Source organism: Agrobacterium pusense (assembly GCF_900102105.1).
Lineage (GTDB): Bacteria > Pseudomonadota > Alphaproteobacteria > Rhizobiales > Rhizobiaceae > Agrobacterium > Agrobacterium pusense.
In genome coordinates, this window is sequence record NZ_FNBB01000013.1 from 94,573 (window position 1) to 120,537 (window position 25,965).

Consider the following 25,965-nt stretch of genomic DNA (forward strand, 5'->3'; position numbering starts at 1 on the left):
TCGACTTTTATGAGCACATGTCTGAATCTGAAGAGTGCTAGCGAGAAAAGGCCGGCACGATGAAGCAGTTGGGAGGAGCCGTTGGTGCGACGGGAATTGCAGGACCGAGCGGCGCGGGTGAAATGATAGTACACTCGCTTCGAAAAAGACGGCTCAATGGAGAGCTTTATCAGCGCGACCCGAAGGTAGAATCGCTCATCGCCGTACTGGCGGCCTTGCCGCGTGACGAGTTGATTGCCAAGGCTGCAGTCACGAAGCGCTCCGACCCAGCCTATGTCCCAAGCGAATGTCTCGTCTATTTCATCCGTGCGAGCCGTCGCGACAACAATGAAGCGTGGTTCGAACGTCTTTACCGGATCCTGATCGAACGGGTACTGCGCAGCCTGCCTCGCGCGGAAAGCTCCGACGGCAAGACCGCGTCGCTGACCCGTGGGGCCGTCCGCGACAAGGTGTTCAGTCGGTTTGTCGAGCTTCTTTCGACAGATCGCACTACTTACGTCGACAAGCTCGATTATTTCGAAATACGCTTCGACGGCGCGGTCGCCAGCCTGCGGCGTGATGCACAGGAACAGGCTTGGCGCGACGAGAACCGCTCTCGACCCCTCGAATATGATGAGGAGAGTGGAGAGCTGTCGCCAGAGGTGGAGGCTGCGGCAGGGGCTTACGATCCTTTCGCTGCTTCGGATTTTGACAATGCGGCTTACCGGTTGCGCCTTGATGCAGCGATTGAGGCTTTACCACCAGAACAAAGCAGGATCATTCACATGCTGAGACAAGGCTTCCCTATCGACTCGAAGGAGGCGGACGTCATGACCGTCGCCAAGGCCTTGGGCCGCTCCGAAAAGACCATCCGAACCTACCGTGATAAGGCCTTCGCCGCCCTGCGAACGGCCATGGCCGACGGAGACGAGCAATGAGTCCCGCCGGCGAAAGTCCATCCCGGGAGTCGGTCCTCGACGCGTTTGCCGTTGAGAGCGAGGCTGGCCGGCCGACATTGGAGCGCTATCTGCGGCTTTACCCCGAATACGCTCGAGAACTCATCGACCTCTCCCGCGAACTTAGCCGCCAATCTTACGAAGACGACGCTCCTCTTTCTGCTGCCGATCAGGCGTTGGTTGATGCCGCTTGGTCGCAGCATGCGAAGGCTGTGCCGGCGGCGGTGGATCCTTTCGCGGCGCTGACGGTTGATGACTGGCGCACGATCGCACAGGTTTTGGACGTGCCCCGACAGGTCGTGACTGCGTTGCGCGAACGGCGGGTGTCGCTCGTCAGTATCCCGCGGCGCTTCCTGGCGATGTTGGCTGATGCGATGCGCAGCTCTGTCTCGGAGTTGGAGTCATTTTGGGCGCCCGCCCCGCTGCTCGTCGCGCGCAGCTACAAGTCCGATAATAAGCCGACGGTCGGCGAGCAGGTTACCTTCGAGCAGGTGCTGATCGATGCCGGCGTTCCAGCCGAGAAGCGCGCCAGCTTGATGTCGGAGGCAGACTGACATGGATGGCGTGGAGCTCGCCAGGCAAGTCGCCGCCGAGCTTCACGCTCGCCTCGTTGCGTCCGGCGCCGATCCTTGGTCGCCTTATGACTTTGCTGTCGCTGAAGCCAAGCGGCGCGGGATCGACGTCGAGCCGACGGCGGTGGGGGCGGCTGTCCTCAACGGTGGTCGAGCGACTTTTGTCGCCGCCGACGATCTGATCCTCCACGAAAATATCGGATCGCGGTTTGAGCAGGCCTTCCTCATTGCTCACGAACTTGGCCATGTCGAGCTCGGCGACGATCCTGATGGTGAAGCCGCGCCTACAATTGATCCGGTGCGCACTGCGGAGCCATCGCCGGTCGGGATCGATCGGGTGATTGACTATGGGCGCAGGCAACGTCGCGAGGTCCAAATGGATCTTTTCGCACGCGAACTGCTGCTCCCACGCAACGTCGCGCGAACGCTTCATCTCGATGAAGGGCTTTCCGCTTCTGAGATTGCTGTAAAACTCGGCGCGCCATTTGAGGTCGTAGCGCAGCAGTTGTTCGATGCATTGCTGTTGCCGCCGGTCCCGCCAACATCGGTAGAAACGCATGTCGAACGGCCGCTGAATTCGCTGCAAGCTGCGGCGGCAGCACATCGAGGGGAAGCCTATCTGCTCGAAGCGGGTCCCGGCACCGGCAAGACCCAGACGCTGATTGCGCGTGTCGAAGGCCTTCTGGAGGAGAATATCGATCCAAGGCGTATCTTGCTGTTGACCTTCTCGAACAAAGCGGCGGGTGAGATGGCAGAGCGGATTGCACGGAAGCAGCCCGAGTCAGCGGCCGCGATGTGGATAGGCACGTTCCATGCCTTCGGCCTCGATGTCATCCGTCGCTTCCATGCGGAGCTTGGGCTGCCAAAAGACCCGCGGATGATGGATCGAACCGAAGCGGTTGAACTCCTCGAGGAGGAGTTCCCGCGGCTGAGGCTCGCATATTACCGTAACCTTTACGATCCGACCCAGATCATTGCCGACATGTTGGCCGCCGTCTCACGGGCGAAGGACGAAGTGGTCAACGCCGAGGCCTACGCCGAGCTCGCCGCCGCCATGTTGGCGAGAGCAGCTGATGCAGAGGCGCGTGAAGCCGCAGAACGTGCCGGCGAAGTGGCCCGTGTCTACTCGGCCTATGAACAGCGCAAGCGCAACGCGCATTGTATTGATTTCGGCGACCTCGTCGCTCTACCAGTGCAATTGCTCGAAAGAGACGCAGCCATCTGCGCGGCACTACAGGCGCGGTATGATCATATCCTTGTGGATGAGTATCAGGACGTGAACCGTAGCAGCGTGCGTTTGCTGAGAGCGCTGCGGCCAGATGGCCGAAATCTTTGGATGGTCGGGGACGCCAAGCAGTCGATTTACCGTTTTCGCGGCGCCTCATCCTTCAATATGGCCCGGTTCGGCGAGGAAGACTTTTCTGGCGGTAAACGTGGCCGATTGAAGCGCAATTATCGCTCAGTGCCGGAGGTTGTCGCCAGCTTCTCCAGCTTTGCAATCAAGATGCGCGCGGGTGATGCGGAGAGTGGCCTTGAGGCGGAGCGCGACGCTAACGGTCACAGGCCCGAGTTACGGACGGTGCAACGCGCCGAACAGCAGCCGGTCGCTTTGGCCGATGCAATCGAGAAGCTCCGGTGCGAGGGCTACGCCTATCGCGACCAGGCAGTCCTATGTACCGGCAACGAGAAGCTGTCGACGATTGGGCAGGACCTAGAACGGCTCGGCGTGCCCGTCCTGTTTCTGGGCAGTCTGTTCGAGCGGAGTGAGGTCAAAGATCTCCTGGCTTTCCTCTCGATCCTTGTCGATCGACGAGCCATGGGTTTGGTGCGCATCGCCTGTTGGCCCGACTTCACGATGTCCTTTGCAGATGTGGCTGCTATCTTCGACCACCTCCGGGCGTCCGAGCAAGCGCCAGCCGAATGGCTTCAACATGGGAATGCGATCCCTGGTGTCAGCGATGCTGGCCGCCAGGTGCTTACCAAACTCGCGGCCGTGCTCGGCGGGTTTGAACAAACGTCTTCGCCGTGGACTGTGCTTGCGACGCTTCTGCTCGATCGCACCCACATCGCAGCGCGCCTTTGTGCATCCGAGCAGCTTGCTGATAGAACGCGCGGCATCGCGATTTGGCAGTTCCTCAACTTCCTGCGAGTTCAGCCCGCGGGCCATGGAATGCCGATCCCGCGCGTGCTCGATCGTGTCCGCAGGCTCGTGCGGCTCGGCGACGACCGTGACCTGCGTCAACTTCCGGCTGCCGCTCAGCATCTCGACGCCGTGCGGTTGATGACCATCCATGGCGCCAAGGGCTTGGAATTCGGTGGTGTCCACATTCCGGGGCTCAACAGCGATACTATCCCGCGCACGCCGCCGGCGCCGCCCTGTCCGGCGCCCGACGGAATGATCGCGGGGACAGACGGTAGTGCGCTGGAGGCATTTCGCGCAGGTCAGGTCGAGGAGCAAGAGTGCCTATTCTACGTGGCGCAGTCGCGCGCCCGCGACCGCCTGATTCTTTATGCTCCGACTGAAAAGAGCAACGGCCACAACCGACCGCTGTCGCCATTCCTCGACCGTCTCGGAGACACCTTGATGCGCCGCTCGGTCGTGCCGGCGCGGTCGCTTCCCATAGCGGCGGAAGCTCAGGATATCAATTTGGTCGTCGACGGCGGGTTGCGGTTCGGGGCAATGCAGATCGCTCTTTATGAATCCTGCCCGCGCCGCTTCTTCTATACGCACGTCCTGCAGGTTGGCGGTCGCCGGACCGCGACCGCGTTCATGCACCTGCACGAGGCTGTTCGTGTAGTAGTCGGAGCTGTGATCGCGTCTGATACCCTCATGACTGAACGCGACCTAGAAGATCACACTGACGCGGCGCTTGCCGATCGGGGTCTGGGCGACCACGGCTATCGCGCGGAATTTCGCGATCTGGCCCTGGAAATGTTGCGTTTCTTCTTAGCGAACCGCGTCGACGCGGCTGTCGAGACCCCTGTTGCGCTCAGCCTCAATTTCGGCGGTGAGGAGATCGTGGTGCGGCCGGATGAGGTGCTGGTGCGGCCGAGCGGAGTTCGAGCTGTCCGGCACATCCGTACAGGCCATATGCGATCGGCCGAGAGCGAGGATGTCGGAGCGGCCGCGCTGATGCTAGCGGTCCAGCAGGCCATGCCCGGCGCTGTCGCGGAGCTTGTTCACCTTTCCGACGGTGAGGCGCATGCCATCGCGTTGTCGGATCGGAAGCTGAAGGGTCGCAAGGACAAGCTCGTAGAGTTTCTTGGCGACATCCGGGCAGGACGGTTTCCGGCCGAGGTTTCGTCGCGCACCTGCCCGAACTGCCCGGCCTTTTTCATTTGCGGCCCGACACCCGATGGCCCCTTGAAAAAAAAGTGCGCCTGATCTTACCGGTCGGTCGACCTCGCTCCGATTGGACCCTTAGAGCCGCGGCGTCGCCTCGGCCGAACCTAAGGACCCAATCTTATGAACACCGAAGAACTTCTTGATTATGACGATCTCGGCGATGCCCTGCGCGAAGGCCGGGCGTTGCGTTCGGCGCGGGGGTATCGCTTTCTCCTCGCGCAGGGCGATCTCAACTTCCAGTCTTGCGTGGTAGGCGATCCCGTGCCGCTCGGCCGTCAGCTGCTGGAAGCAGCGGCACTCAACCCGCGGGACGGTTACAGTCTCGTCGCGATCCTGCCCTCGGGCGATTTCGAGGACGTGAGGCTCAACGAGCCATTCGATCTGCGTGAGCGCGGCGCCGAGCGGTTTATCGCCTTCCAGACCGACCGCGATTTCAAGCTGACCCTCAACGACAACGAGCTGCGCTGGGGTAAGCCGGTTATCAGCGGCATAATCCTCCATAATCTCGCCAAGCCGAGCGAAGGCGAGAGGGTTTTCCTCGAAGTCCCCGGTGGCGAAGACCGGTTGGTCGAGTACGGTGACCTGATCGATCTGACCCAGCTCGGCATCGAGCGGTTCATCACCGCGCGTTTGACCTTCGAGATCATCGTCAATTCGCGGCCGCGCACGGTGAACGCCCGCACGGTCACGTTCGAACAGATCGTCCAGCTTGCCTTCCCAGGCCAGCACCAACCCAACGTCGTCTTCTCAATGACTTACCGGCACGCGGCATCGACGCCGCACGCTGGTGAGCTCGGGGCTGGCGGCTCTGTCGATGTCAAGAAGAAAGGCACGGTGTTCAATGTCACGCGCACTGTTCAGTCGTAATTCCGATCTCAAGCGGCTGCTGGACGAAGGCTACTTCGTCCAGCAGCAGGGCGGGTATCTCGTCATGCGCGAGGTGCCTTATGTCGATGCGCGCCAGGAGGTGCGCATTGGTACCCTCATCTCCAGCCTCACGCTCGCCGGAGATCAGACGCGCACGCCCGACACTCATGTCGTCCACTGGGACGGCGACTTCCCCTGCCACGCTGATGGCTCGCGTATCCAGGCTATCTCGCATGCGGCCGGCTCATTCGATCTCGGCCACGGCCTGAAAGCGACGCACAGCTTTTCCAGCAAGCCGGATAGCGGGTACACCGACTACCATCATAAGATGACTAGCTACGCGAACATCATTGCGGGTCCGGCCGCAGTGCTGAAACCCGGCACGACGGCTCGCACTTTCCGCGAGCCGGAACAGGAGGAAGACAGCGTCTTCAACTACATTGAGACCGCGTCCGATCGTGTCGGAATAGGCCTCCTTTCCGAGCGACTCATCAACGAGCGGGTTGCCATCATCGGGGGCGGGGGCACCGGCGGCTACATTCTGGACTTCGTCGCCAAGACGCCGGTCCGTGAAATCCGGCTCTTCGATAGTGACGAGTTCCTGACCCACAACGCGTTTCGCGCGCCGAGTGCTCCGAGCTTGGAAGAACTGCGAGAGGCGCCGAAGAAGGTTGAATACTTCAAGGGCATCTATAGCCGGATGCACCGGAACATTGTGGCGCACGACGTCGCGTTGGGCGCCGACAACCTCCACCTCCTTGATGGAGTCACCTTTGCATTCCTGTCCCTCGATGCGGGTGAAGAGAAGCGGTTGATCGTGGAGAAACTCGAGGCGATCGGTGCCGCGTTCGTCGATGTCGGCATGGGTCTTGAGCTCGACGATGGTTCGCTTGGCGGCATTCTGCGGGTGACCGCCAGTACGCCGGAGAAGCGAGATCACGCTCGGCAGCGCATTTCTTTCATTGGCGGCGGCGCTAAGGACATCTACGCGTCCAACATTCAGGTCGCGGATCTCAACGCCCTGAATGCTATCCTCGCAGTCGTGAAATGGAAGAAGATACGCGGGTTCTATCGCGATCTCGAGCGCGAGTATCACTGCACCTACACCACGGATGGCAACATGTTGATCAACGGGGACCTTGAGTAATGCGGTACAAGCGACTTGATCATCGTTTTGTCGAACACATCCCCGAGGGCCTAGAGCCAGGAGTTCTCTATGTTTCGATGGAGTACGCGACATCAGCTCATAGCTGCTGCTGTGGTTGCGGCGAGGAGGTAGTCACACCCTTCACGCCGACGGACTGGAAGATGGCGTTCGATGGCGAGACCATCTCGCTTCGGCCTTCGATTGGCAATTGGACCTTGGAGTGCCGGTCACACTATGTGATCGATCGCGGCAAGGTGATCGAAGCAGCACCTTGGAGTGACGAGCAGGTTGAAGCCGAGCGTCGTCGTGATCGAGCTGCCAAAGCGGATTTCTACGGGCAGGCACCAAAGGCCGAAGCTTCTGTTCAGGCCGTTTCTGTGAAGCCGGCGCCAGGCTTCTGGCGCAGGTTCTGGAATTGGATATCTGGCAGCTGATAGCGTTGACCCCGACCACATAACGTCGTCGGGGTCAGCCTTTCTGTGCTGGCTTTGATTCACGTGGCGGTGCAACCTCTCTGAGACTGTGCCGCGCTAGCGCCATATCCAGAATGTCCGATTTGCCCCCATGCGTTGTGGCAGCGCTAATCTTGAGCGTTTGTTCGGCGCGACTTGAGCCAAGATAGATATTTGAGATAAATCGACGCCGTATGCCGTCCCCAGCGTCTATAGGCGCCTCCGCAGCATCAACGTGAATGAGAAACACCGTTTCAAATTGAAGCCCTGCGACATACTCGGGCATGCTTAAAATGAAGCGCTTTCCGGCATGTCGTAGCTCGGACGACGGTTCTCGGCTAGTGATGGCTATATGGCGATCTTTATACTGCCCGCTTGCAGCGCGAACATAAATGTCAAACTGCTCAGCACTAGCGCAAAGCACCGCAACACGCCGCCCTCCTCCGTCAGTGGAGCGAGCCAATTTTTCGGCCTCTTTGAACACGCTGCTGAACAGATCCTTGTCGCTCTTGAATACCGTAAGCTCTGGAACGGAACCATCAGCTAGGGCCGCCTTTCCTGAGTAAGCATCCCAATCTCCCGGGATATCCATTGCGGGAAAAGTCGCGTCGAGGTCAGCGAGAAACTCTGCAATCTGCGGCGTGTAGCGGAAGACCTGCTCTAGTTTCACAAGATCTGCGTTTTGTAGTCCGGTTGACGCTCCAAACAGGTTATGCCCGGGCTCAATATACTGCGCGAAGGTGTCACGTGGGCTCTGCTTCATGTCGTAGGCCATGAAAATTGGAGGACGGCGCGGCTTACCATCTTCTTCCACGTTGGTCCGGATCAATTTGTGAAGGGTCTGGCGCTCGATGGATGTAAAAAGGTGCAACTCGTCAACGAAGATCGCGTCGTAACCCTCGCGACTACGGATGCGATCCCAACGGTTTGAGTCAAGGAAGGAATTGAAATCGCCGATCATTTGATCGACGCTGAGCGTGTTCATTTCGCCTAAAAGTCTGCGGTATCGCCGATGGACTTCGAGAATGAACCGTCGGTCGATCTCAAGCTGTAAGCTCATGAGCCACGCAGGACGGGACGTCGTTCCTTTTGCGTAGCGCTCCCCTTTCTCCTCACTCGCACGGATGCCCTCTGCGTCGAGCACGCTTGCAAACTCGTTCATAATTTCGCCCACTAGGCGCTTATCTCCGCCGTCTGTACACGCTTGCCAGCGATCATGAAGATCGGCTGTCAGATCCTCAAACTGCAACGACGCGATCTTTGAGCGTTGCAGTTCGAGGAGAACCCCTTCGATGAGTTCTGCTTGCAACCGACGGCCTTCACGACCGTCAAGTGAAAGAGGCTCCAGAGCGTCAAGCTCAAAGTTCAAGTTCTTATGCGCGAGGTCGTAAAGCGTACGCAGTTCGAGTTTCGCAAACTTGCCGGAGCCGTGAAGTAGTCCCGTTGTGTCAAGGCTCTCCGCGATGGCACCAACAAGATCCACTGACGCAAAGCTGTGAGTTATGAAGCCAAGTTTAATAGGCTCCTTTCGGTCCTCGCTGTTTGCCGCATCCCGCAAAAATTTGATTACGAGCGACAATGTTTTGCCGGTACCGGCTGCGCCTCGAAGTCGTACAGGGCCATCGTGCGGCTTGTCTACAAACAAGCGTTGGTCAGCTGTCAGTTTGGATTTGTACCATTGACCGAGCGTCGCACCTTGGACAAAACCCTGCGGGAGCCGTTGGCTCAGAGTAATACCGGCGCGTGTTTCCTCAAGGGCGTCCTCCTTGGGCGTCAATATCGCGTCGGTGAGCAAAGTCCTCGCCTCATCGTAAATCACCAGATCATGATTGAGCCGCTCGAAGTTTATGATTTCATCGGTCCGCTCGAAGGCGAAAAGGTCATTCGATCCACGTGGGTGGGCATCGAAGTGAAGTCTCGTGCGCCAGTTCCTATCGCGAGAAGTGCCTTGGATGGAAAAAAGGCTTCCTTCGTGATGTTTGCGCCAACCCGTCGGAATAACAACGCTGTTTGAAAATATGGATCGAGCGACTGTAATTATCCGTTCGAGATCACTCGACCTGTTCGCGGTATCATTGAAAATGCCCGTTCGCCGATTGAGATCCACGACTACGATCGGCGCGTTCTCGTCTTCCAGATCTTCTTCGATGATATAAATTACATCTCCGACCGCGACACGCTTCAGACCGGCGGCCTGCGTGGGAAGCCCGAAATTATCGAACCAGTCTGAGGAAATGGAGAACCGGGAAAGTCGAAACAGGGCCGAGGGCGTGAGCGTCAAACTCTTCATTCTGTCACCTGCGATAGTTTCGAAGCGAGCATCTCGACTGCCACGTCGCTGAGCGCCGTGATTTCGTCGGGAAGCCCAATACGTGAAAATTGTTGAGCGAATAGCTGCGCCACCTTGAACTGGTAAAGAGGGGTCAGTCTCGCGAAACGGACGGCGGTGGCCGATTTTCCGTCACTGAAAGCGCGTTGGTTTGCGGTCGAAGTGAAGCATAGTTCTTCGGGCAACGTATAGATCCGCCGCATCCTGATCACGAAACCCACGTCGTCATGGTCGACTACGTCGCTGATGAAGAAATGACCGTCCCCCATCGCTTTCTTCGCGGCCGTGAGCTGTTTGCGCGCCGTTGCGGCCGGATCTTTATCCAGGCGGCAAAGTTGTGAGAAGCGATCGAGGGGGGCGCATTCAATATCTGTGCAGATGCGCAACTTGTTCAGGAGGTCAGTAATCCCGCTTCGTTGTGACGGTTTCACTCCGGAGCGCGACATGATCTTCGCTAGTATCGTTTCGTTCGATGCTGATCGTAACCATGCATGCAGATCCGGTGCCTCTTGGTCATCGGCGCCGAGTGCATCTAGAACCTTCTTTGTGCAGGTATCAGCCACTTCGCTCAGAAAAAGCTCGCCCCAGAAGGCATCTAGATACTCGCCAAAGGTGTAGATTGGGAGGTAAGCGATTACTCCGTCAATCTTCTTATTCTGAAGATCACAGTCCGCGTTGATGACGAGCCCGAGAGCGGGCGATTGACCGGCGGCGGTGGGATACTCAAGCCTTATTATATCGCCTTGACGTCGAGGATCAGACGCCGTCACTTTTTCGGTCTCTCTCGACAACGATTCGTTCCTTGAAACGATTTTGAATCAATAGGTAGGTTGTTCCCAAAGGAATCTATATCGGCCGGTTGGATTCCAAAAAAGCGGAAAATCCTTTCGGCATATTTTAAAACCACAGGAGGGTGAGGATGAAGGCCCGATGTCGGACTAACGACTGCAAAATCATGGGATTTAGCCCAAGTTCTTGCTCAGATTGGAAAATCTCACGTAGTTTGGAAACATAATAGCGGGGTCGCGGGTTCTGACCCCTTCAAGAGCGACTAAACCGCCCCAAGCTGCTCAAGTGCCTGTCCACTTTCAAAGCTGTTTATTTCTCCTAACCAGCTTTCGATTAATCTAGAAATCTTCGGCAATCCATCCAACCTCAGGAAGGGGGTTGTGGACGACGGAGGCGACTGGGTGAGCAAGCCCTCCAAAGCTGTCATCATCCGCCGTGGATCAGCCGCTTCTTCCGGTCGAAGCATCTTGACGAGCCCGAGATCACTAGCTCGTGTCGCCCTGATCAACTGTTCTTCACGTGGATGCGTACGAGGGACGATCAGCGCTGGCTTATCGAAGGACAAGATCTCGCAGTAGGTGTTATATCCTCCCATCGCGATGACTGAATTCGCGCCAGCCAGAAGGTTTTCCATCGTGTTGTCAAATTCGACGATCTCGACAAACGGCATATGTCGCGCGGTTGCTGAGAAATGGAGGGCCTGTTCCGCCTGCATATATGGTCCAAGGACAATAAGCGTTTTCTTCCTAAATCCCGGGTTAGCTTGGTAGGCAGTAAGAACGCTGGTCACAAGCCCCGCCCCGTCGGCTCCACCGCCTGGTGTAACAAGTATGTAGTCGCCTCTGAGAACAGGTCGTGCTTCCGCAGATCGGTGGAGGAACCCGACGTAGTTCATTTTTGATCGCACGACAGCTGGCACAACGAGGCCCGAGAGCGGATCATAAAAGTCCTTTGGACCATAAACCCAGATATCGTCGTAGTAGTGCTCAATCTTATCAATTGTGTTACTGCACTGCCATTCGCGCGCGAGGAGATAAGGCGCATCCAATACATCGCGGAGGCCAAGGACCAACTTAGTCTTCCGCGCTTTGAGGAAGGCGAGGGTATCCTCGACCTCGCCTTTGAGCCCCATTGGCTCTTTGTCGACGATGAATATGTGCGGCGCGAACGACTCGGCCGCCCGTTGTATAACCGACTTCCTTCGCACCAGAGTTTCTTCGAGGCTAATTTCTTTATTCAGCGAGCGATAGCTACCGTCTGGCAGTTTGGTAACGCTGGGGAGTTTTATTATGCCTACACGGGATTTGTACTCGAATGATTCCGCCACAGGAGCGCCCGACACGATACGGACTTCCAGATCCGCAAATTGATCAACCAGGAAATGTGCGATCGTCTGGCACCGTCGCAAGTGGCCAAGACCGAACGTGTCGTGGCTGTACATGAGGATTCGAAACTTTCCGAGACGACGCGTCATGCAGATCTTTCATCCTTACTGAAGGCAAGACATCGTCTCACAATACCGGGCACGATTTCGGCCGCAGGGGGAGTTCAGACACTTTGCCAGGAATTTGCGGAGCTCGAAGCTACGTTCGATTTTTAAAAACTCCGAGATTGATGAGCTGAACGCGACGATTTGCCGACGCATCTGCTTTACTTCCTTCAATTGGCAGGTGCTCGCCGACACCGATGGCGTATAGCCTGTCTGGATTGACTGCAAATGTCGTTGCCAAGACCTCTTTGATCGCGTCCGCACGGCGCGCACTCAGATCGAGATTGTGTGCTTCGTCACCGGTGGCACTTGCATGCCCCACGACCATAAAGTTGTAGCTCCACAGATTTGGATGATGCAACGCATCCGCCAGCATCCCGAGGGTTCGGTACGATGCCGGCTGGATCGACACAGAGTCATTCTCGAAATTGATCTCCACCACCATTTGCGGAAGCTTAGCGATACGCTTCCAGTTGGGTAACGCCGACATTGGTTTGTCTCCACCAGCAATGGCTTCCTGGCGAAGAATTTCAAGATCGATCGCCGGAGCGGCACTCGTCAGCTTCCCAAGGCCTTTTACAATACGGTCTTGGGAGACGTCCTGTGAGAGGGCAAGCCCGGCGCTGCCGACTGCGAAAGCGAATGCAAAAACCACTTTTGTTACGATTGATCGCATGACGTTATCTCCATCCAGCATCGGTGATGACTTGGTAGCATTCCGGGCTGACGCGTTGTTCTTTCTTCACAAGGCAAGAAAGAATGAAGCCGTCTCCCTTGATCCCCGAGCAACGCGACGCAATGTCTCGCTGACATGTCCGTTCGTAGGACGTCTGGGCCTTTTCTCGCTTTGCAATTGACTGAAAGACCTCGGCAAATGAAGCTTTGCACCTGGGGGAAACCTTCGCGCTGTTCTGTTCAAGACAACCCAGTATCCGGCCGTTTCCCAAGTTCAGGCCTTTGCATAGCTTTTGAATATCGGCCCCACAGGCTTCCGCAAGCTTCGACGTCGCCTCAGCATAACTGAGGGTCTGGGCAACGGCGGGAAAACCTGTTGCCACCAGACACGTGAAAGCAATATTGGTGAGCATCCGTCTCGTTTGCATCCCGTGCTCCTTTCCGAAAAAACAACATCCGAACGGTGCCACGACGGAAAAACATTCGGGACGTATTTTACGGTAGTAGACGTTGTCTCATCTGTGAGGCTTTGCGTGTCAGAGCTTAGTGTATGAGTTGTTGAGGTTTCAGGTCGGCGTCAATAGTCACAGAGGGAGGCGCTTTTTTACCGCGCCGCTCCATGATCGTCGCTGGCGCCGCGACTGTTCCAGCGGCAACTGCCCCAATGCTTGTTACTGTTCCGCCGACGACAGCCGTTATGCCCTGGCCCAGCGTGACGTTCGAATCGGTAAGGGTCTGCCCCTTCATTAAGCGTTGGCCAATGAGCTGCACGATCTGCGGGCTCTCGGCGAACTTTCCGTGCTTGAGACCGTCTTTGGTGTCGACCTTGGTGAGATCGATCGCCGTGATCCCCGCCTTTTCCAAGCGAGAGCGATAAGGCTCCTCTGCTGGGTTGATAGCGCCGAGGCGTGACACCCGACCGGTTATGAAGCTTGAGGCCGCGAGCGCTTTGTCGTCACCCGACACAAAAATTGTGAAGCGCGGTCGCGGTTCGCCCATTTCAACGAATTGTTTGGCAAATACCTGAATATCGATATCGGGCGAGGCCAAAATCACGTTTTTGATTTTGGGATCGACACGGCCGTCCCTTATCCCCATTTGCCGAAGCGATTCCATCGCAAGCCAAGCGCCCATGGAGTGGGCCATTATGGTGATATCCTCAACACCAGGATCACCCGACAAGGTTCGCAGTGCCTGCTCCAGTCCTGTGCGCGAGTAATTGGTACTTTCCTTGTCGTAGAGATAACCCGTGATCTCCGCGCGCGAGGGCCAAGTAAACAGCATTGGCGTCGCGTGCATTTTGCTGTCGTGAACAATTTGCGCCAGGCGAAAAACAGCGTCCCCATAGGTGTTGTTAAAGCCATGGATAAAGACCAGAGCATGTTGCCGGCTGGATTGTTGTTTGAACCAGGTCCGACCGTCAGCAACTGTCTCCAGTGGTCTCACATCTGTAACAGCAAAGTCCGTGGCGGGGTTGGGTGGCACTTTTTTTGGCCACTGAACGGTGCCTTCCTCACGCTCGTGTGGGATAGAAACCGTGATAGCCGTTAGATGCGGTTTAGCGCCACGTTCTCCATCGAACAGGGTGGCAGCCGATCCCGAAGGTTGACGTGTCGTAGCAACAAGCATCGAAACCTTGTCGGCATACTTGCCCGGCGCGGTATCAATCGGTGACAGAACTCCTTCGGGATGTCCGCAGTTGGTTAGAAAAACAAGCAAGCAAATTGTGAGGCATTTCCGCATGTCGTCGTCCGCCGTTAATTAACAGCTGAAACTAACATGCTCCAGGGCCCTCCCCCCGTAACATCCTGTATGATCTACCGTAAAACCCAGTTACGTGCAGTCTTAGTTCGAAGCGGCTTTAGACGCTAACGGTACCCCTGCGGCCCGCAGACCGGAAAGAATTTTCTCTTGGTCTTGAGGCCGTGCAAGTCTGGTGGAAATCTCCCGCTCTACGTTTGGTATCAACGCTGGTGCATTCTTGTTCAACCATTGAATCTCAAGCTGCGCTTGGCTAGTTTTACCAGAAGCACCCAAAATTGCGGCCAAAACCATTCGATGCATAGGATTGTAAGCAAGGTCAGACATTCGAGACCAGAGTTCAGCTGCCTGCAGGTCATCACGCATAAAAGCGCACAACGCCATTCCAACCTCATAATAACCGCCCGGTCCAGCACCTTGGCTGACCGCTTTGCTCACAAGGTCACACCCGGTCTCCCACTTGCCACCCATCGAGAGCCGCAATCCGTACTCCCCGGCTACCTCAGTATCGTTGGGGTTCAGAGCGTATGATGCGGCGCCCGCTTCCAATGCGGTCGGAATGTCATTTGTGAAAAAGGACGCCAGCATGAGTGCTTGTAAAACCCGCGCATTCTGGGGATCAATTTGCGAAGCGCGTCGCGCGAGTTGCAACGCCGTATCAAGACCGTCTTTGGGCGGAGCCGAACCCAATTTATAGGAAAAGCGAACCTGATCGAGTTTTGTCAGCGATAGCATTGCGAGCGAGGTCGCATCGTCCGGGAATTTGGCGGTAAGCGATGTCAGACAGTTTTGTGCAGTCGCCAGTGAATCACCAGTCATCAACCTACGATAACTGTAATAGGCCTGCGCGCAATCGTAAGCCTCCCATCCTCCGGTCACGCCCGCATCGGAGGAAAATAAAACGCCAAAAGGTTGTGCAACGGCTATGGCGACCTTTTCGGCGACTGCAGCCTCTCCCTCGAATGCTGTTTGCACACTTAAATCGGTATCATACGTGCTTGCCCAAATGACGGCATTGTCTGACTGTCGAATAAGACGAACGTTTGAGCGAACTTTTACCCCCTGTTTACGCAGGCTACCCTCGAGTAGGTATCGTGCACTCTGTGACTTCGAATTGGGCGCGCCGGGGACCGCATCAATCACGACGATCTCGTCAAATTTAACGAGCCGGGCAATGACCTCATCACTTGTGCCCTGCGCTATCCGGGCGAGATCTTTGTCGTCGATCTCATGGTCGAACGTACCGACAGCAATTGAAGCACGACCATCACCTGTGGCAGACGGCTCCGTTCCCAAATGCCAGAAACTGCCGAGCGCGGCGACGGCCGCTATCGCGAAGGGAATAGCGACCATCGCTCGAACGCTCACCCTGGATTTGCCGCTTTCCTTCGAGTTTTCGTGTTCGCGCACGACACGAGCGAATCCCACGTCATCGGAACCAGCTTCAATTGAAGAGGGGTCAGCGTCCGGCACGACGCCCCGCTCAAAAGTCGGGACGTATCCTCCCTTTGGGATGGAAATGATCACAGGTTCTTTGGGACCCGCCATCAAGTAATAGCGCTCGAGCTCGCGTCTGATCCGCCCGGCCTCAATACGAACGGCCGGATCGCTTTGAGCATCGAAATTGCGGCGCCCAAAGACAACGTCTGCGATCGTGTACGCCTTCAGATAAATAGAACGCCCTTCAAGTGTTTCGGTGACGACAAAGCGAAGGAATCGTCGTGCACGTTCGGGCAGGTTCACGCGATCACAGCTCAGTATTCGTTCCAACTGAACGTAAACCTCGTCCGCCGACGGTTCGGTTGTAACACCCTCACTCGACCGTGCATTCGCCATCGCCCGCCCCCCTGGCACTCACTCGGCATCAACACTTAATCACTGGTTCGTGTATATAAGCATGGGCTCATCTACATGCCAACGATTGATTGTACGCCCGCACGCCTACACTCGCAATCATGTTTACTCCCGGCATGGCAGCGTATCGTTGCGTAAAAAATCCGTGGAAGCACAGCTTCCACGGACCAGTATTTACGAGCACATCTGAGTATTGATCAGGCTAGTGTCCCGATAGCACAAGAGTTTGCACTGGCAGGAAAAGTGCCTGCATACGCAGGATCATCGCGTGAACAAGCCCCACAGCATCCACCGCATGAAGGAACAGCCATCGCCCAAAGCCAATGTCCGGGCTCGAAAGGACGTCATGGTTGTTGGTGTAGGCATTTGCGATGCAACTGCTGCCGGGAGGCACTTTGTCGAGACCGCCCTCATAGAGTGGCTGAAGGAATACTGTGAGTGTGCCTGGCTTGCTTAATTGCTGAACGTCTACAAGTTGATCAGTAGGACGCAGTTGCCCCGCAGCAATAACATCCTGTACATCCGTGACGACCAGAGGAATGATAGTGAACGGCTGGCCAATACACGTTGCCTCCGCAATCATCCCAGGCTTCATAACTTGCGCTTCAATCTGGCCGAAACCCGCGACCAGATTTCCGCGCCCTGCTTCTGTGGGAACGAGGATGCCCGCAGGGCGAAGCATCGTGTTGACGACATCTCCGACCCGCAATGTGAATTGTTGAACAGTTCCCGATACACCAGCACGCACAAGCGTTTTGTCCAATTCGACCTGAGCCTCGGCAAGTGCGGCCTCCGCACTTTTCTTCTGAGCCGGCAGCAGCTCGTCAAGTTGAGTTGAAAGCGTCTGTTTTTTGGCGATTGCTGCGCCAACAGTCCCTTTCCGCGATTCAACGGTGTTGGCTAGTCTTTGAACCTCGCGTCGAGCAACCGCATCCTTTGTCAGCAGTTGAGCTTTCATTTCATATTCGTCGACCGCGACCTGCAGGTTACCTTGTGCTTCCTGGATTTGTGAATCGGCCGTCGTAAGTTCGGTTTGGGCAACATTAATCTGTGCATCTATTTCTTCTACCTGACGCCTTGCCGTTTCAACGGCGGCTTTTTGTTTGGCATCGTCCAGACGGAAAAGGGGAGCTCCCGCCGCAACCTTCTCATTGATGCCCACGTAGACCTCGTCCACACGTCCTGATGTTTCTGGCAAAATCGTTACTGTACGAAAAACGGCTGTGACGCTTTTGGTCGACGGGTGGAAGTAGAATATCAACGTGATGAGCGACAGGGTGAGTAACAAGCACGCAGAAATGCCCCAACGAAGCTCGTACCACATGGTATAAAGGGTTATCTCACGCCCGATGCGTTTATCTTGAACATAGCGGCGATAAAGGTAATCAGGAAAAATCGTCAGGATGGAACAGAGCAAAAGTTCGAGCATATTCAGGCTCCCTCTGACACGTTGACGGCTTTCGGATCGTCGTGGTGCGCGTTTGATGCAACGTCTTTGGAGGTCTCATCGAGTTCCATGTGAACTTCGCGTCCGGACATTTTTCCCAGTGACTCCGCTATCGAATAGAGCGGCGTGGAAAAGTCTGGGATTTGCACGAAGGCCAGCAGTAGTCCCGCGATCCAGAACAGATGATTGTGTGTAAACAGTGAGATCAGAGCGAGAACTGCCACGACCTCCATTTGCACTTTGCTGGTGCGATGCGCCAAACGTTCGGGCACAGCGTGAAGCTGAAAATACAGATTGCCAACGATCAGAACGGCCAGGATCACAAAAATCACGACGCCGACAAAGAGATAATCTGTCTGGCCTGGTTCGGTGATGAATGCCGGTATGTGATCGATCGCTGATGGGTGCGTGCCTTGCGCCATCGCTATGTTCCTTTTCAGAGTAACTCACCAATCAAAACAGGTGTTCTCGAAAGTGCTCGAGCCCAGCGCCGAAATCAGCAGAGCAACAAAAACGTTTCTGCGACTTCGTTGTCAGGATACCCGGCATGCGCGCGTTCGTGCTCGTAGCATCGTGTAGTTTACGGAGGATACCGTTTGCGCTTTTGGGTTTCGTCACCTTTGGATTCGCGGTACTGCTTCCCGGTTGCTCTGGTCATAAACGGGAATAAGCTCTTACGGGGTCCGCGTGTGGAATAGACGCAGCCTTCTCCTCTTCACCTCAACAAATGGACCGGCAACATCAGTTGCCCGCGCAACGTGACTGCTACGGCCTCGTGTTTGGTAGGATCGCGTATATTACGCCCCTCAGTTCGGGCACAGGGTTATATCTTCTGCGGGCTGCCGCGCCGCTCATTTGTATTGGTCGGCGTCGAGACAGAGCATTCCGAGATATGACCACCGTCATTTCCAGCAAATATTGTCTCTTCAGCCCGCACGTTCTTCTGTGAAACAGAATGAGGTAGAGCGGTGATGAAATCTAAAACCCTGACTGTTGTGGCCGGAGTGTCCGTCTTTTCGATTGTCGCGACTTTTTTGGGCCCGCCCGCGTTTTCCCAGGTTCCAACACCCGTGCCGAACCCAACCGCAGCGCCTGAGCGGGCTCCCGCGCAAAATCCGCTCTTGTCGGAAGACGATCTGGAGGTCATGGTCGCGAGGATTGCGCTTTATCCAGACGAACTCGTCGCGGCTATTTCTGCAGCTTCACTGAACCCGCTGCAACTTGTCGAAGCCGACCGTTTTTTGCAGGCAAAACAAAAAAACAAGGAGCTCAAGCCTAAGGATGATTGGGATGGAAGCGTGATCTCGCTCCTGAATTACCCCGACATCGTCAAAATGATGAGCGATGACCTGACGTGGACCCAAGCCCTTGCCAATGCTCTGACCTACCAGCAGAAAGATGTGCTGGTCGCAATACAGCAGCTGCGAGATGAGGCGATGTCCAAAAACCTCATCAAGACAGACGATAAAATCACGGTGGTCGTGGAGAATGAGAATGTCATCATTCGCCCTACCGATCCGGAAAAAATCTATATTCCCCAGTACCAGCCACAAATGCTTTACGAGCCGGGTTATGTGGCACAGCCGGTCTCCTATTCCAGCGCTTACTACGACAATTACTATTATCCAGGCGCGGCATTTTTTGCGGGCGCCGTGACGGGTATCGCCTTTGCTGCCATCGTCAACTGGGATGATTGGGGAGTTTGGGGCGGACGATGGAGGGGTGATATCGACATTGATTGCAACAATTGTTTTAACGACCGTGACTTCAACGGCAAACTGAAGTGGAACGATGTTGACTGGACGAAGGTGGACCGTAGCAAACTCAGCATCGGGAAAGATCAATTCACAAATCTCGATCGTACCGCGATACGGTCCGGACTCGTTTCAGACAATCGCAACGCGCTTAGAAACCAGGCTCAGGACCGCAAGCCGGGCGGCGAGCTTTCCAGCAGGCAGAATATCTCGCGCCCCGACGATGTCCGCCGAACGACAGCGGATGGTCTAAAACAGTCTTCTCGCCCCAGTGCGGGCAAAGCAGGTGAAAATCGGCCAGCGGCCGGCCGGGGAAACCAGCCTGCCAAGCGCCCTTCTGCCGAAACGCGTCGTCCGGCTCAATCCGCCCCCGCGGTGAAGAGAAAACCGAGTGCGCCTAAAATGGCTGCGCGACCGGACAATCGCGCCAAACAGCCGAACGCACTTGGCAATGTCCAGTCTGGTCGCCGCGAGGCGGTCGCTTCCAAGCGTGGGGGCCACAGCATGGGAGGCGGTCAGCGCGGGGCTCCTCGTGCAATGGCCTCTGGTGGCGGGCGCCCTTTCCATCACGGTGGCGGTCGCGGCGGCCGTCGATAAAATTGAGAACAGATAGGAGCAAGATTATGAGAGAGACGATTAAATTCGTATCGCGCTTGGCGCTCGTTTGCACCGCTGTTGCCTTTGCATCTCCCGTAACGAGCCAAGTCCAGACAGATCTCATGGAGTTCAAGGGTGACACACCCCAATCTTTCGCTGACCCGTCTGCGGCGGTAAAGGAGTTTGCCGACCTTTTAAAGGCTCGCAATATTGAAGGCGTTGCAGCCCTGCTCGGTCTCAAAGTCGCCGCGCTGCGAGACAGCACAGAAGCCATGGTTAGCTTTGACGTCATCCGGGAAGGCGCGGCTAAGCAATTACGGCTTCAGGACGTCAACGAGTACAAGGTCATTACGGTGGGAGAAATACTTTGGCCGCTACCTTTCCCATTGGCCAAACAGACTGACGGCAAGTGGTCATTCGACACCGAGGTTGGGCTGCAAGAGATCGTCAATCGACGTATCGGTGAAAACGAACTCCTCACCATCGAAACCATGCGCAACTATGTCGATGCCCAACACGAATACGCGTGGATCGATGCTGATGGCGATCTGGTTTTTGAGTTTGCCCAGCGCCTAATCAGCACGCCCGGCCGGCATGACGGGTTGTATTGGCAAGCAACCGGAGACGAAGAAGAAAGTCCAGCGGGACCGATGCTCGAGCTTGCTGCATTCAGCAAGGCCAAACGGGGCGAGGGATATTTTGGATACCGGTATCGCATTCTCACGGCACAGGGCCCAAACGTGAAAGGAGGAGAGCATAGTTACCTCGTGGACGGAAATATGACCAAAGGTCATGCGCTGATCGCGTGGCCTGTTGCCTATGGCGTCACCGGTGTCCAGACCTTCGTCATCAATGATAGTGGCATCGTCTACGAAGCTGATCTTGGCGAGCAGACGGAAAGAAAAGCAGCACAGATCCAGTGGTTTAATCCTGATCAGAACTGGAACATCACGGAGGACTGACTTCTCAGAAAGAGACCAAACCTCTTATCGTTTTAAGACAAGAAGGCTGGGCAAACTCCTTTAGGCATTTGTTCGCGGTGGTGGAACTAAGTGATGTTGCGCGAGTTGTTTTGTGAACCTCATCAAGGCAAACCGAATGCATTCTCGCAATGCCCGAAGTGGGCGAAACAAACTCATGTTGAGATTGCCGGAGCTTCGCCAGCAACTCCGCGATCACTTGGGCGATACGCTAGCCGAAATTTGTGAATCCTATGATCTAGCGACCACCGCGCTCGAACAACTCCGCCTAAAACCGTCCGCCGACGTATACAAAATTTACGAATACGAAGAGCTTTGCTCTGAGATCGAGCAAGAGGTCACTCGTTATTTCGCAGAAATGAGCAAGAGCACAGTCAGATTTTGAACGTTCGTGCCGGCTATATTTCCAGCTCTGGCTGATCTAATGGGTCAGTTAGCGAGGCTGGCGGCCAGACCCAGGCAACGAGCAAGTCGTAGAAAACACCAAGGATGACAGGGCCGACAAAAAGACCCACCAATCCGTGCGTCAGCGTCCCACCTATGACCCCAACAAGAATAACGGGCAAAGGTGTAGTTAGTCCCCGCGAGATGAGGATTGGCTTTAAAATGTTGTCAATCAACATCACCGGAACCGTCAGCGCGGAAAAGAAGGCAGCAGCATCGAGCGGCCAAGAAAACCATGTCCAGATCAGGAGCGGCAACAATATGAGTGCGGGACCGACTTGGATCAGACAAAGAATGAAAATGCTATAGATTAACGCACCACGGGCAGGAACGTCGAACGCCATAAAAATAAAGCCGCATAAGATTGCCTGCAGCAGCGCGACACCAATCACGCCGCGAGAAACGTTTCTGACCGTGGTACCTGCAAGTCTTGTAAAGAGAACTCCTCTGTCACCAGCAATTCTGCTGGCCGCTGCCTGAACAACAAGAGAAAGGCGTGTGGCAACTGTCAGCAGGACGCCACAGAGAATAATAGATGCGACAAAGCTTAAAATGCCGCCGCCGATCGATAATGCTTTCGCGACAACAACTGAGCCGACCTCTCTGAGCGGCTCCTTAAACGTGATGGCCGCGGCAGTCAGGTTCTCCGCTGCCTCGTTCCAGGCTTCGTAAAGCGCAGCTCCAATGATTGGAACCCCGTTCAACCGTTCAGGTGCTTTGGGCACCCCCAAGACCCCCGTGTCGGCAAATATTTTCTGCAAGGTATCGATCAAGTTTACGGCAGCAATTGCGAGCGGGGTGATGACCACGACAAGAAAAATAGAAACGAGCGTCATAGCCGCCATCCACTTAACGCCGCCGAACAGCCTCGTCAGACCAACCTGCAGGGGGAAAAGGGCTACCGTCATGATTGCCGCCCAGACCAAGATCAGGGCGAAGGGGGCTACGAGTAGAAATGACCAATAGGCAAGGGAAACGATGATCCCAAGCCTGATGAGGTCACCGACGCGAGCGTCGCTGGAGAGTTTACTTGCTTTTTCGGAATTCGGTCTGCTGTTGTCTTCCTCTGTCATGGTAGCCATGGCACGAACCCTCGGCTCGTCAAGAACAATCAGTCACCATTGTGCGCCGCCTTGGTGAGATCAGGCACAATCCGGCGTGGACTTCTATCCTCGACAAACTCACTCGGCCTTTTCTGTCGCTTACCAAGATCCGGAGATTTATATGCTAGGCGTTCATAAGGAATAGACGAGAGAATGTGACTGATACAGTTGATGCGTGCCCGTTTCTTATCGTTCGACGGCACAATCCACCAGGGAGCATGCTCTGAATCCGTCATCCGAAGCATATCATCGTAGACCTGCGTGTAATCCCACCACCGTCGATAGGATTCGACGTCCATCGGGCTCAGCTTCCACTGACGCAAAGGATCCTCAATCCGCTTCTTAAACCTGCGCTCTTGTTCTTCTTCACTAACATCTAGGAAGTATTTGAGAAGCAGAACACCGCTTTCGACAATCGCGGCCTCAAAGCGAGGTGCAAGCTCCAAAAAACGGCGGGCTTTCTTTTCACTGGCAAAGCCCATGATGCGATCTACGCCGGCCCTGTTGTACCAACTGCGGTCAAAAATCACGATTTCGCCGGCAGCCGGAAGATGGGCAATGTATCGCTGCATGTAGATCTGGGATTTCTCCCGCTCGGTCGGCGCCGGCAGAGCGATGACCCGGAAGACCCTCGGGCTTACTCTTTCGAGAATTCTTTTGATGATACCGCCTTTGCCTGCTGCGTCGCGTCCTTCGAAGACAATCACGACGCGCGCGCCCGATTGTTTGACCCAGGCTTGGAGGTGCGCTAACTCCACTTGAAGACGTTTCATCTCCTTCTCATAATTCCAAGGCTTTTTGTCTTTCTTTTCTTTTTCAGTATTCTCGCCATGTAATTCGCTCATGCCGTCCTCCTGAATTACCGCCGATACCGATTTGCGAGGTCGTTGTGCGTAGGCGGATACGCACTTACGCAAGCAAAGCAGCCGTCACCGTCATACGGGAAACCTAATGCACCGCTGGTGCCGAGGATCGTAATATCCTGTATCCTCTGTGTAATACATGGGCGCGGCAGAGCGGCGCCAGCCCCCACGCGGAAATGTCCGTCTGGAGCGGTCGAGATAAAATGGTAGACGTGACAGGGCATTTGTAGCTGTCCCGCACCTGTCATTCCGGCTGCCTGGTAAATTCGAGTAAAATACGCTGTCACGCGGCGAACCGCGCTATGATCCGAATTTCTAGTCATCGAAGAATTATCGGGTGCGTGATGGTGGGACCTGGCTCTGACAAATCGTCGAACTCACGCGGGCTTTCCGCCGCATTAGATCGTTTCCCAACTTTACCGAGACACATAGAAAACCTTTTTGCGATCGACGAGGACTTCCGTGGGTTATGCGAGGATCTCGCCGACGCCGAGGCCGCACTGGATAGATGTAAAACCTTGTCCGCCGACATAAGAGACGCGCGTAAACTGGAATATGAAGAGATTGTCGATAGTCTTTCCCGGGAAATTGAGCAGGCTCTTGCTCGTGCAAACGTCGTCCTTCTGAGACCGAAAGGACATTAGTCTCAGCGTGAGCCGTCTTTGGACTAAGGATCGACCTGAGTAAATTACAGTATCTTACTTCGCATCGACGGCGAGGTAGGCGACCCTCCAGATTGTCTCGCGGCTCGATACCGGAATATTCGGAACAGCGTTTTGTAAACGCGTCCCATCTTCCAACCATCGCGATTGGTGCGCTGGACAGTGTGATTGTCTGCAGTGGAGTTGGACGATGAGTTTACATGCAACAGACGACGGCCACCCATCTCGCTCGCATTCAGTGAAAAACGATGTCGTTGCCGGTTTGGTGGCAGCCGCCGTCGTCCTTCCTAAAGCCATGGCTTACGCGACTGTGGCTGGCTTGCCTGTCACGGTCGGGTTTTACACCGCATTTCTTCCTATGATCATTTACGCTTGCCTCGGCTCATCGCGCGTCCTGAGTGTGAGTTCGACGACCACGATAGCGATATTGACCGCCGCGGAATTGCAGGCTGTTGTGCCTGATGGTGATCCACAAAAGCTGGTCGTCGCGACGGCGACATTCACCGCGCTGACTGGCGTCCTCTTATTAATAGCATCAGGGATGCGTCTAGGATTCGTTGCTAATTTCATTTCAGTCCCAGTCCTGACAGGGTTTAAGGCTGGAATTGGGGTAGTGATTATCCTCGACCAATTGCCCAAGCTGTTTGGGCTGCACATCACGAAGACCGGGTTCTTCAGGGATATTTTTGCATTTTTGGAGCAGCTCCCAGAAACATCAATAATTACTGCCGCGGTTGGATTGCTCGCCCTTTTTCTGTTGCTGGTGGTCGAAAAATTGCGCCCGCATTCGCCTGCACCGCTCGCCGTTGTCGCAGGCGCCATTCTCGCGTCCTGGATGATGAACTTGAGTGGCCGAGGTGTTGCGACCGTTGGTAACATACCGCAATCACTGCCCTCACTGACTTTGCCCGATCTTGGCTTGATCATGGCGTTGTTGCCTGGAGCAATCGGCGTCGCCCTCATGAGTTTTACCGAAACGGTTGCAGCAGGAAGAGCATTCGCAAATCCATCTGATCCACCCATTCGCCCAAACCGTGAATTACTCGCTGTCGGTGCGGCCAATCTGGGAGGGGCATTTTTCGGTGCCATGCCGTCCGGGGGCGGGACGTCGCAAACGGCTGTTGTACGCGCAGTGGGCGGGCGCACCCAGTTGGCATCTTTCGTGACGGCCGCCGTCTCGGTCGCCACTATGCTCGTTCTGGCCCCGTTTCTGGGCCTTCTCCCCCAGGCCGCGCTCGCAGCCGTCGTCATTGTGTATTCGCTCGGTTTAATTCAACCCAGTGAGTTTTGGGAAATACGCCAAGTTCGCCACATGGAATTCCGTTGGGCGTTGGCCGCGTTTCTTGGCGTGCTGTTCTTCGGAACGTTGCAGGGCATAATTGTTGCCATCATTGTGTCGCTGCTCGGTCTTTCCAGTCAGGCGGCAAACCCGAAAATTCACGTGATCGGCCGCGATCGCGGCAGCAAAGCACTTCGGCCAGTGTCGGCGTCCGACGACGAAACAATGGAAGGTCTTCTCATCCTGCGCCCTGAAGGCCGCTTATTTTTCGCAAACGTACAACAGGTAGCGGACCGCATCAGAGCGATTGTGTCCGAGAAGAAACCTTATGTGCTGCTTCTGGATCTGAGCAGGGTTTTCGACATCGAATACTCAGCCATTCAAATGCTGATCGTCAGCGACCAGAACCTCGCCAAACGAGGCGTAGCCCTTTGGCTCGCAAACCTCAATCCGGATGTGCTCGACTATGTCCGTGCGTCAGGTCTCGCATCGCAGCTTGGTGACACGAGGATGTTTAAGCTCGTGGATGACGGTGTACGTCATTTTGAGAAGAGCGCTAGCTTATCTGCTCCGAACAATAGCTGACCAGCGATTGAGCCAGGTTTTGTTGCGCAGAGTCT

General features: G+C 55.6%; 20 protein-coding genes. 9 read left to right on the plus strand and 11 right to left on the minus strand.

Annotation, left to right across the window (positions count from 1 at the left end):
* Positions 1 to 122: 122 nt before the first annotated feature.
* From BLU28_RS22535 to BLU28_RS22560, 6 genes are all read left to right on the plus strand, one after another.
* On the plus strand, positions 123 to 917 hold the full coding sequence (locus tag BLU28_RS22535; protein ID WP_234794432.1) for an RNA polymerase sigma factor: 795 nt from the start codon (positions 123 to 125) through the stop codon (positions 915 to 917).
* Positions 914 to 1,489 carry a hypothetical protein gene (locus BLU28_RS22540; protein WP_077987720.1) on the plus strand — a complete coding sequence of 192 codons (576 nt, stop codon included), beginning with the start codon at positions 914 to 916 and terminating at the stop codon, positions 1,487 to 1,489. Before BLU28_RS22535 ends, BLU28_RS22540 begins: the two co-directional genes overlap by 4 nt.
* 1 nt (position 1,490) lies before the next feature.
* A complete protein-coding gene (locus BLU28_RS22545) occupies positions 1,491 to 4,892 on the plus strand; it encodes a UvrD-helicase domain-containing protein (RefSeq protein ID WP_077987721.1) in 3,402 nt (1,133 codons plus the stop codon).
* Positions 4,893 to 4,973: 81 nt separating this feature from the next.
* On the plus strand, positions 4,974 to 5,720 hold the full coding sequence (locus BLU28_RS22550; protein ID WP_077987722.1) for a multiubiquitin domain-containing protein: 747 nt from the start codon (positions 4,974 to 4,976) through the stop codon (positions 5,718 to 5,720).
* Positions 5,695 to 6,867 carry a ThiF family adenylyltransferase gene (locus BLU28_RS22555; RefSeq protein ID WP_077987723.1) on the plus strand — a complete coding sequence of 391 codons (1,173 nt, stop codon included), beginning with the start codon at positions 5,695 to 5,697 and terminating at the stop codon, positions 6,865 to 6,867. Before BLU28_RS22550 ends, BLU28_RS22555 begins: the two co-directional genes overlap by 26 nt.
* A gap of 77 nt (positions 6,868 to 6,944) precedes the next feature.
* The gene (locus tag BLU28_RS22560; protein ID WP_411463009.1) at positions 6,945 to 7,301 is read left to right on the plus strand and encodes a ubiquitination-like system serine protease family protein; all 357 of its coding nucleotides are present in this window, start codon (positions 6,945 to 6,947) and stop codon (positions 7,299 to 7,301) included.
* Between the two features lie 34 nt (positions 7,302 to 7,335).
* Here BLU28_RS22560 and BLU28_RS22565 read toward each other — a convergent pair whose 3' ends face one another.
* From BLU28_RS22565 to BLU28_RS22605, 9 genes are all read right to left on the minus strand, one after another.
* The gene (locus tag BLU28_RS22565; RefSeq protein ID WP_077987725.1) at positions 7,336 to 9,609 is read right to left on the minus strand and encodes a DEAD/DEAH box helicase; all 2,274 of its coding nucleotides are present in this window, start codon (positions 9,607 to 9,609) and stop codon (positions 7,336 to 7,338) included.
* The gene (locus BLU28_RS22570) at positions 9,606 to 10,439 is read right to left on the minus strand and encodes a hypothetical protein (RefSeq protein WP_077987726.1); all 834 of its coding nucleotides are present in this window, start codon (positions 10,437 to 10,439) and stop codon (positions 9,606 to 9,608) included. The genes BLU28_RS22565 and BLU28_RS22570 overlap by 4 nt, the downstream gene beginning before the upstream one ends.
* Positions 10,440 to 10,699: 260 nt before the next feature.
* Entirely contained in the window at positions 10,700 to 11,911 is a 1,212-nt protein-coding gene (locus BLU28_RS22575; protein WP_077987727.1) for a glycosyltransferase family protein, read from the minus strand.
* 109 nt (positions 11,912 to 12,020) lie between these two features.
* On the minus strand, positions 12,021 to 12,602 hold the full coding sequence (locus BLU28_RS22580) for an OmpA family protein (protein ID WP_077987728.1): 582 nt from the start codon (positions 12,600 to 12,602) through the stop codon (positions 12,021 to 12,023).
* Between the two features lie 4 nt (positions 12,603 to 12,606).
* Complete coding sequence (locus BLU28_RS22585; RefSeq protein ID WP_411463019.1) at positions 12,607 to 13,014, minus strand: cysteine rich repeat-containing protein; 408 nt, start codon at positions 13,012 to 13,014, stop codon at positions 12,607 to 12,609.
* A 130-nt stretch (positions 13,015 to 13,144) separates the two neighbouring features.
* Positions 13,145 to 14,344: an alpha/beta hydrolase gene (locus BLU28_RS22590; RefSeq protein ID WP_077987730.1), complete on the minus strand. Its 1,200-nt coding sequence runs from the start codon at positions 14,342 to 14,344 to the stop codon at positions 13,145 to 13,147.
* A 102-nt stretch (positions 14,345 to 14,446) separates the two neighbouring features.
* Positions 14,447 to 16,198 (minus strand): hypothetical protein, encoded by a 1,752-nt coding sequence (locus BLU28_RS22595; RefSeq protein ID WP_175477726.1) that lies wholly within the window; start codon positions 16,196 to 16,198, stop codon positions 14,447 to 14,449.
* 220 nt (positions 16,199 to 16,418) lie between these two features.
* Positions 16,419 to 17,645, minus strand: a complete 1,227-nt coding sequence (locus tag BLU28_RS22600; protein WP_077987731.1) for an HlyD family secretion protein — start codon at positions 17,643 to 17,645, stop codon at positions 16,419 to 16,421.
* Positions 17,646 to 17,647: 2 nt separating this feature from the next.
* The gene (locus BLU28_RS22605) at positions 17,648 to 18,085 is read right to left on the minus strand and encodes a hypothetical protein (protein WP_077987732.1); all 438 of its coding nucleotides are present in this window, start codon (positions 18,083 to 18,085) and stop codon (positions 17,648 to 17,650) included.
* Between the two features lie 549 nt (positions 18,086 to 18,634).
* On the opposite strand from BLU28_RS22605, the gene BLU28_RS22610 reads away from it, so the two are divergent.
* Both BLU28_RS22610 and BLU28_RS22615 read left to right on the plus strand, forming a co-directional pair.
* The gene (locus BLU28_RS22610; RefSeq protein ID WP_077987733.1) at positions 18,635 to 20,014 is read left to right on the plus strand and encodes a DUF3300 domain-containing protein; all 1,380 of its coding nucleotides are present in this window, start codon (positions 18,635 to 18,637) and stop codon (positions 20,012 to 20,014) included.
* Between the two features lie 26 nt (positions 20,015 to 20,040).
* Complete coding sequence (locus BLU28_RS22615; RefSeq protein ID WP_077987734.1) at positions 20,041 to 20,976, plus strand: DUF2950 family protein; 936 nt, start codon at positions 20,041 to 20,043, stop codon at positions 20,974 to 20,976.
* Positions 20,977 to 21,392: 416 nt separating this feature from the next.
* Here the strand turns inward: BLU28_RS22615 and BLU28_RS22625 are convergent, their stop codons facing one another.
* Positions 21,393 to 22,520: an AI-2E family transporter gene (locus BLU28_RS22625; protein WP_234794433.1), complete on the minus strand. Its 1,128-nt coding sequence runs from the start codon at positions 22,518 to 22,520 to the stop codon at positions 21,393 to 21,395.
* Between the two features lie 29 nt (positions 22,521 to 22,549).
* Positions 22,550 to 23,386 carry a polyphosphate kinase 2 gene (gene ppk2 / locus BLU28_RS22630; RefSeq protein ID WP_077987736.1) on the minus strand — a complete coding sequence of 279 codons (837 nt, stop codon included), beginning with the start codon at positions 23,384 to 23,386 and terminating at the stop codon, positions 22,550 to 22,552.
* Between the two features lie 870 nt (positions 23,387 to 24,256).
* Here ppk2 and BLU28_RS22640 point away from each other — a divergent pair.
* The gene (locus BLU28_RS22640; RefSeq protein WP_077987737.1) at positions 24,257 to 25,930 is read left to right on the plus strand and encodes a SulP family inorganic anion transporter; all 1,674 of its coding nucleotides are present in this window, start codon (positions 24,257 to 24,259) and stop codon (positions 25,928 to 25,930) included.
* Positions 25,931 to 25,965 lie beyond the last annotated feature (35 nt).

Bases quoted from the DNA above. Each gene is read 5' to 3' on its own strand.
- BLU28_RS22565 (WP_077987725.1), bottom strand. From the start codon at position 9,609: ATGAAGAGTTTGACGCTCACGCCCTCGGCCCTGTTTCGACTTTCCCGG.
- BLU28_RS22585 (WP_411463019.1), bottom strand. From the start codon at position 13,014: ATGCTCACCAATATTGCTTTCACGTGTCTGGTGGCAACAGGTTTTCCC.
- ppk2 (WP_077987736.1), bottom strand. From the start codon at position 23,386: ATGAGCGAATTACATGGCGAGAATACTGAAAAAGAAAAGAAAGACAAA.
- BLU28_RS22540 (WP_077987720.1), top strand. From the start codon at position 914: ATGAGTCCCGCCGGCGAAAGTCCATCCCGGGAGTCGGTCCTCGACGCG.
- BLU28_RS22555 (WP_077987723.1), top strand. From the start codon at position 5,695: ATGTCACGCGCACTGTTCAGTCGTAATTCCGATCTCAAGCGGCTGCTG.
- BLU28_RS22640 (WP_077987737.1), top strand. From the start codon at position 24,257: ATGAGTTTACATGCAACAGACGACGGCCACCCATCTCGCTCGCATTCA.
- BLU28_RS22535 (WP_234794432.1), top strand. From the start codon at position 123: ATGATAGTACACTCGCTTCGAAAAAGACGGCTCAATGGAGAGCTTTAT.
- BLU28_RS22625 (WP_234794433.1), bottom strand. From the start codon at position 22,520: ATGGCTACCATGACAGAGGAAGACAACAGCAGACCGAATTCCGAAAAA.
- BLU28_RS22545 (WP_077987721.1), top strand. From the start codon at position 1,491: ATGGATGGCGTGGAGCTCGCCAGGCAAGTCGCCGCCGAGCTTCACGCT.
- BLU28_RS22560 (WP_411463009.1), top strand. From the start codon at position 6,945: ATGGAGTACGCGACATCAGCTCATAGCTGCTGCTGTGGTTGCGGCGAG.
- BLU28_RS22605 (WP_077987732.1), bottom strand. From the start codon at position 18,085: ATGGCGCAAGGCACGCACCCATCAGCGATCGATCACATACCGGCATTC.
- BLU28_RS22580 (WP_077987728.1), bottom strand. From the start codon at position 12,602: ATGCGATCAATCGTAACAAAAGTGGTTTTTGCATTCGCTTTCGCAGTC.
- BLU28_RS22615 (WP_077987734.1), top strand. From the start codon at position 20,041: ATGAGAGAGACGATTAAATTCGTATCGCGCTTGGCGCTCGTTTGCACC.
- BLU28_RS22575 (WP_077987727.1), bottom strand. From the start codon at position 11,911: ATGACGCGTCGTCTCGGAAAGTTTCGAATCCTCATGTACAGCCACGAC.
- BLU28_RS22590 (WP_077987730.1), bottom strand. From the start codon at position 14,344: ATGCGGAAATGCCTCACAATTTGCTTGCTTGTTTTTCTAACCAACTGC.
- BLU28_RS22550 (WP_077987722.1), top strand. From the start codon at position 4,974: ATGAACACCGAAGAACTTCTTGATTATGACGATCTCGGCGATGCCCTG.
- BLU28_RS22600 (WP_077987731.1), bottom strand. From the start codon at position 17,645: ATGCTCGAACTTTTGCTCTGTTCCATCCTGACGATTTTTCCTGATTAC.
- BLU28_RS22610 (WP_077987733.1), top strand. From the start codon at position 18,635: ATGAAATCTAAAACCCTGACTGTTGTGGCCGGAGTGTCCGTCTTTTCG.
- BLU28_RS22595 (WP_175477726.1), bottom strand. From the start codon at position 16,198: ATGGCGAATGCACGGTCGAGTGAGGGTGTTACAACCGAACCGTCGGCG.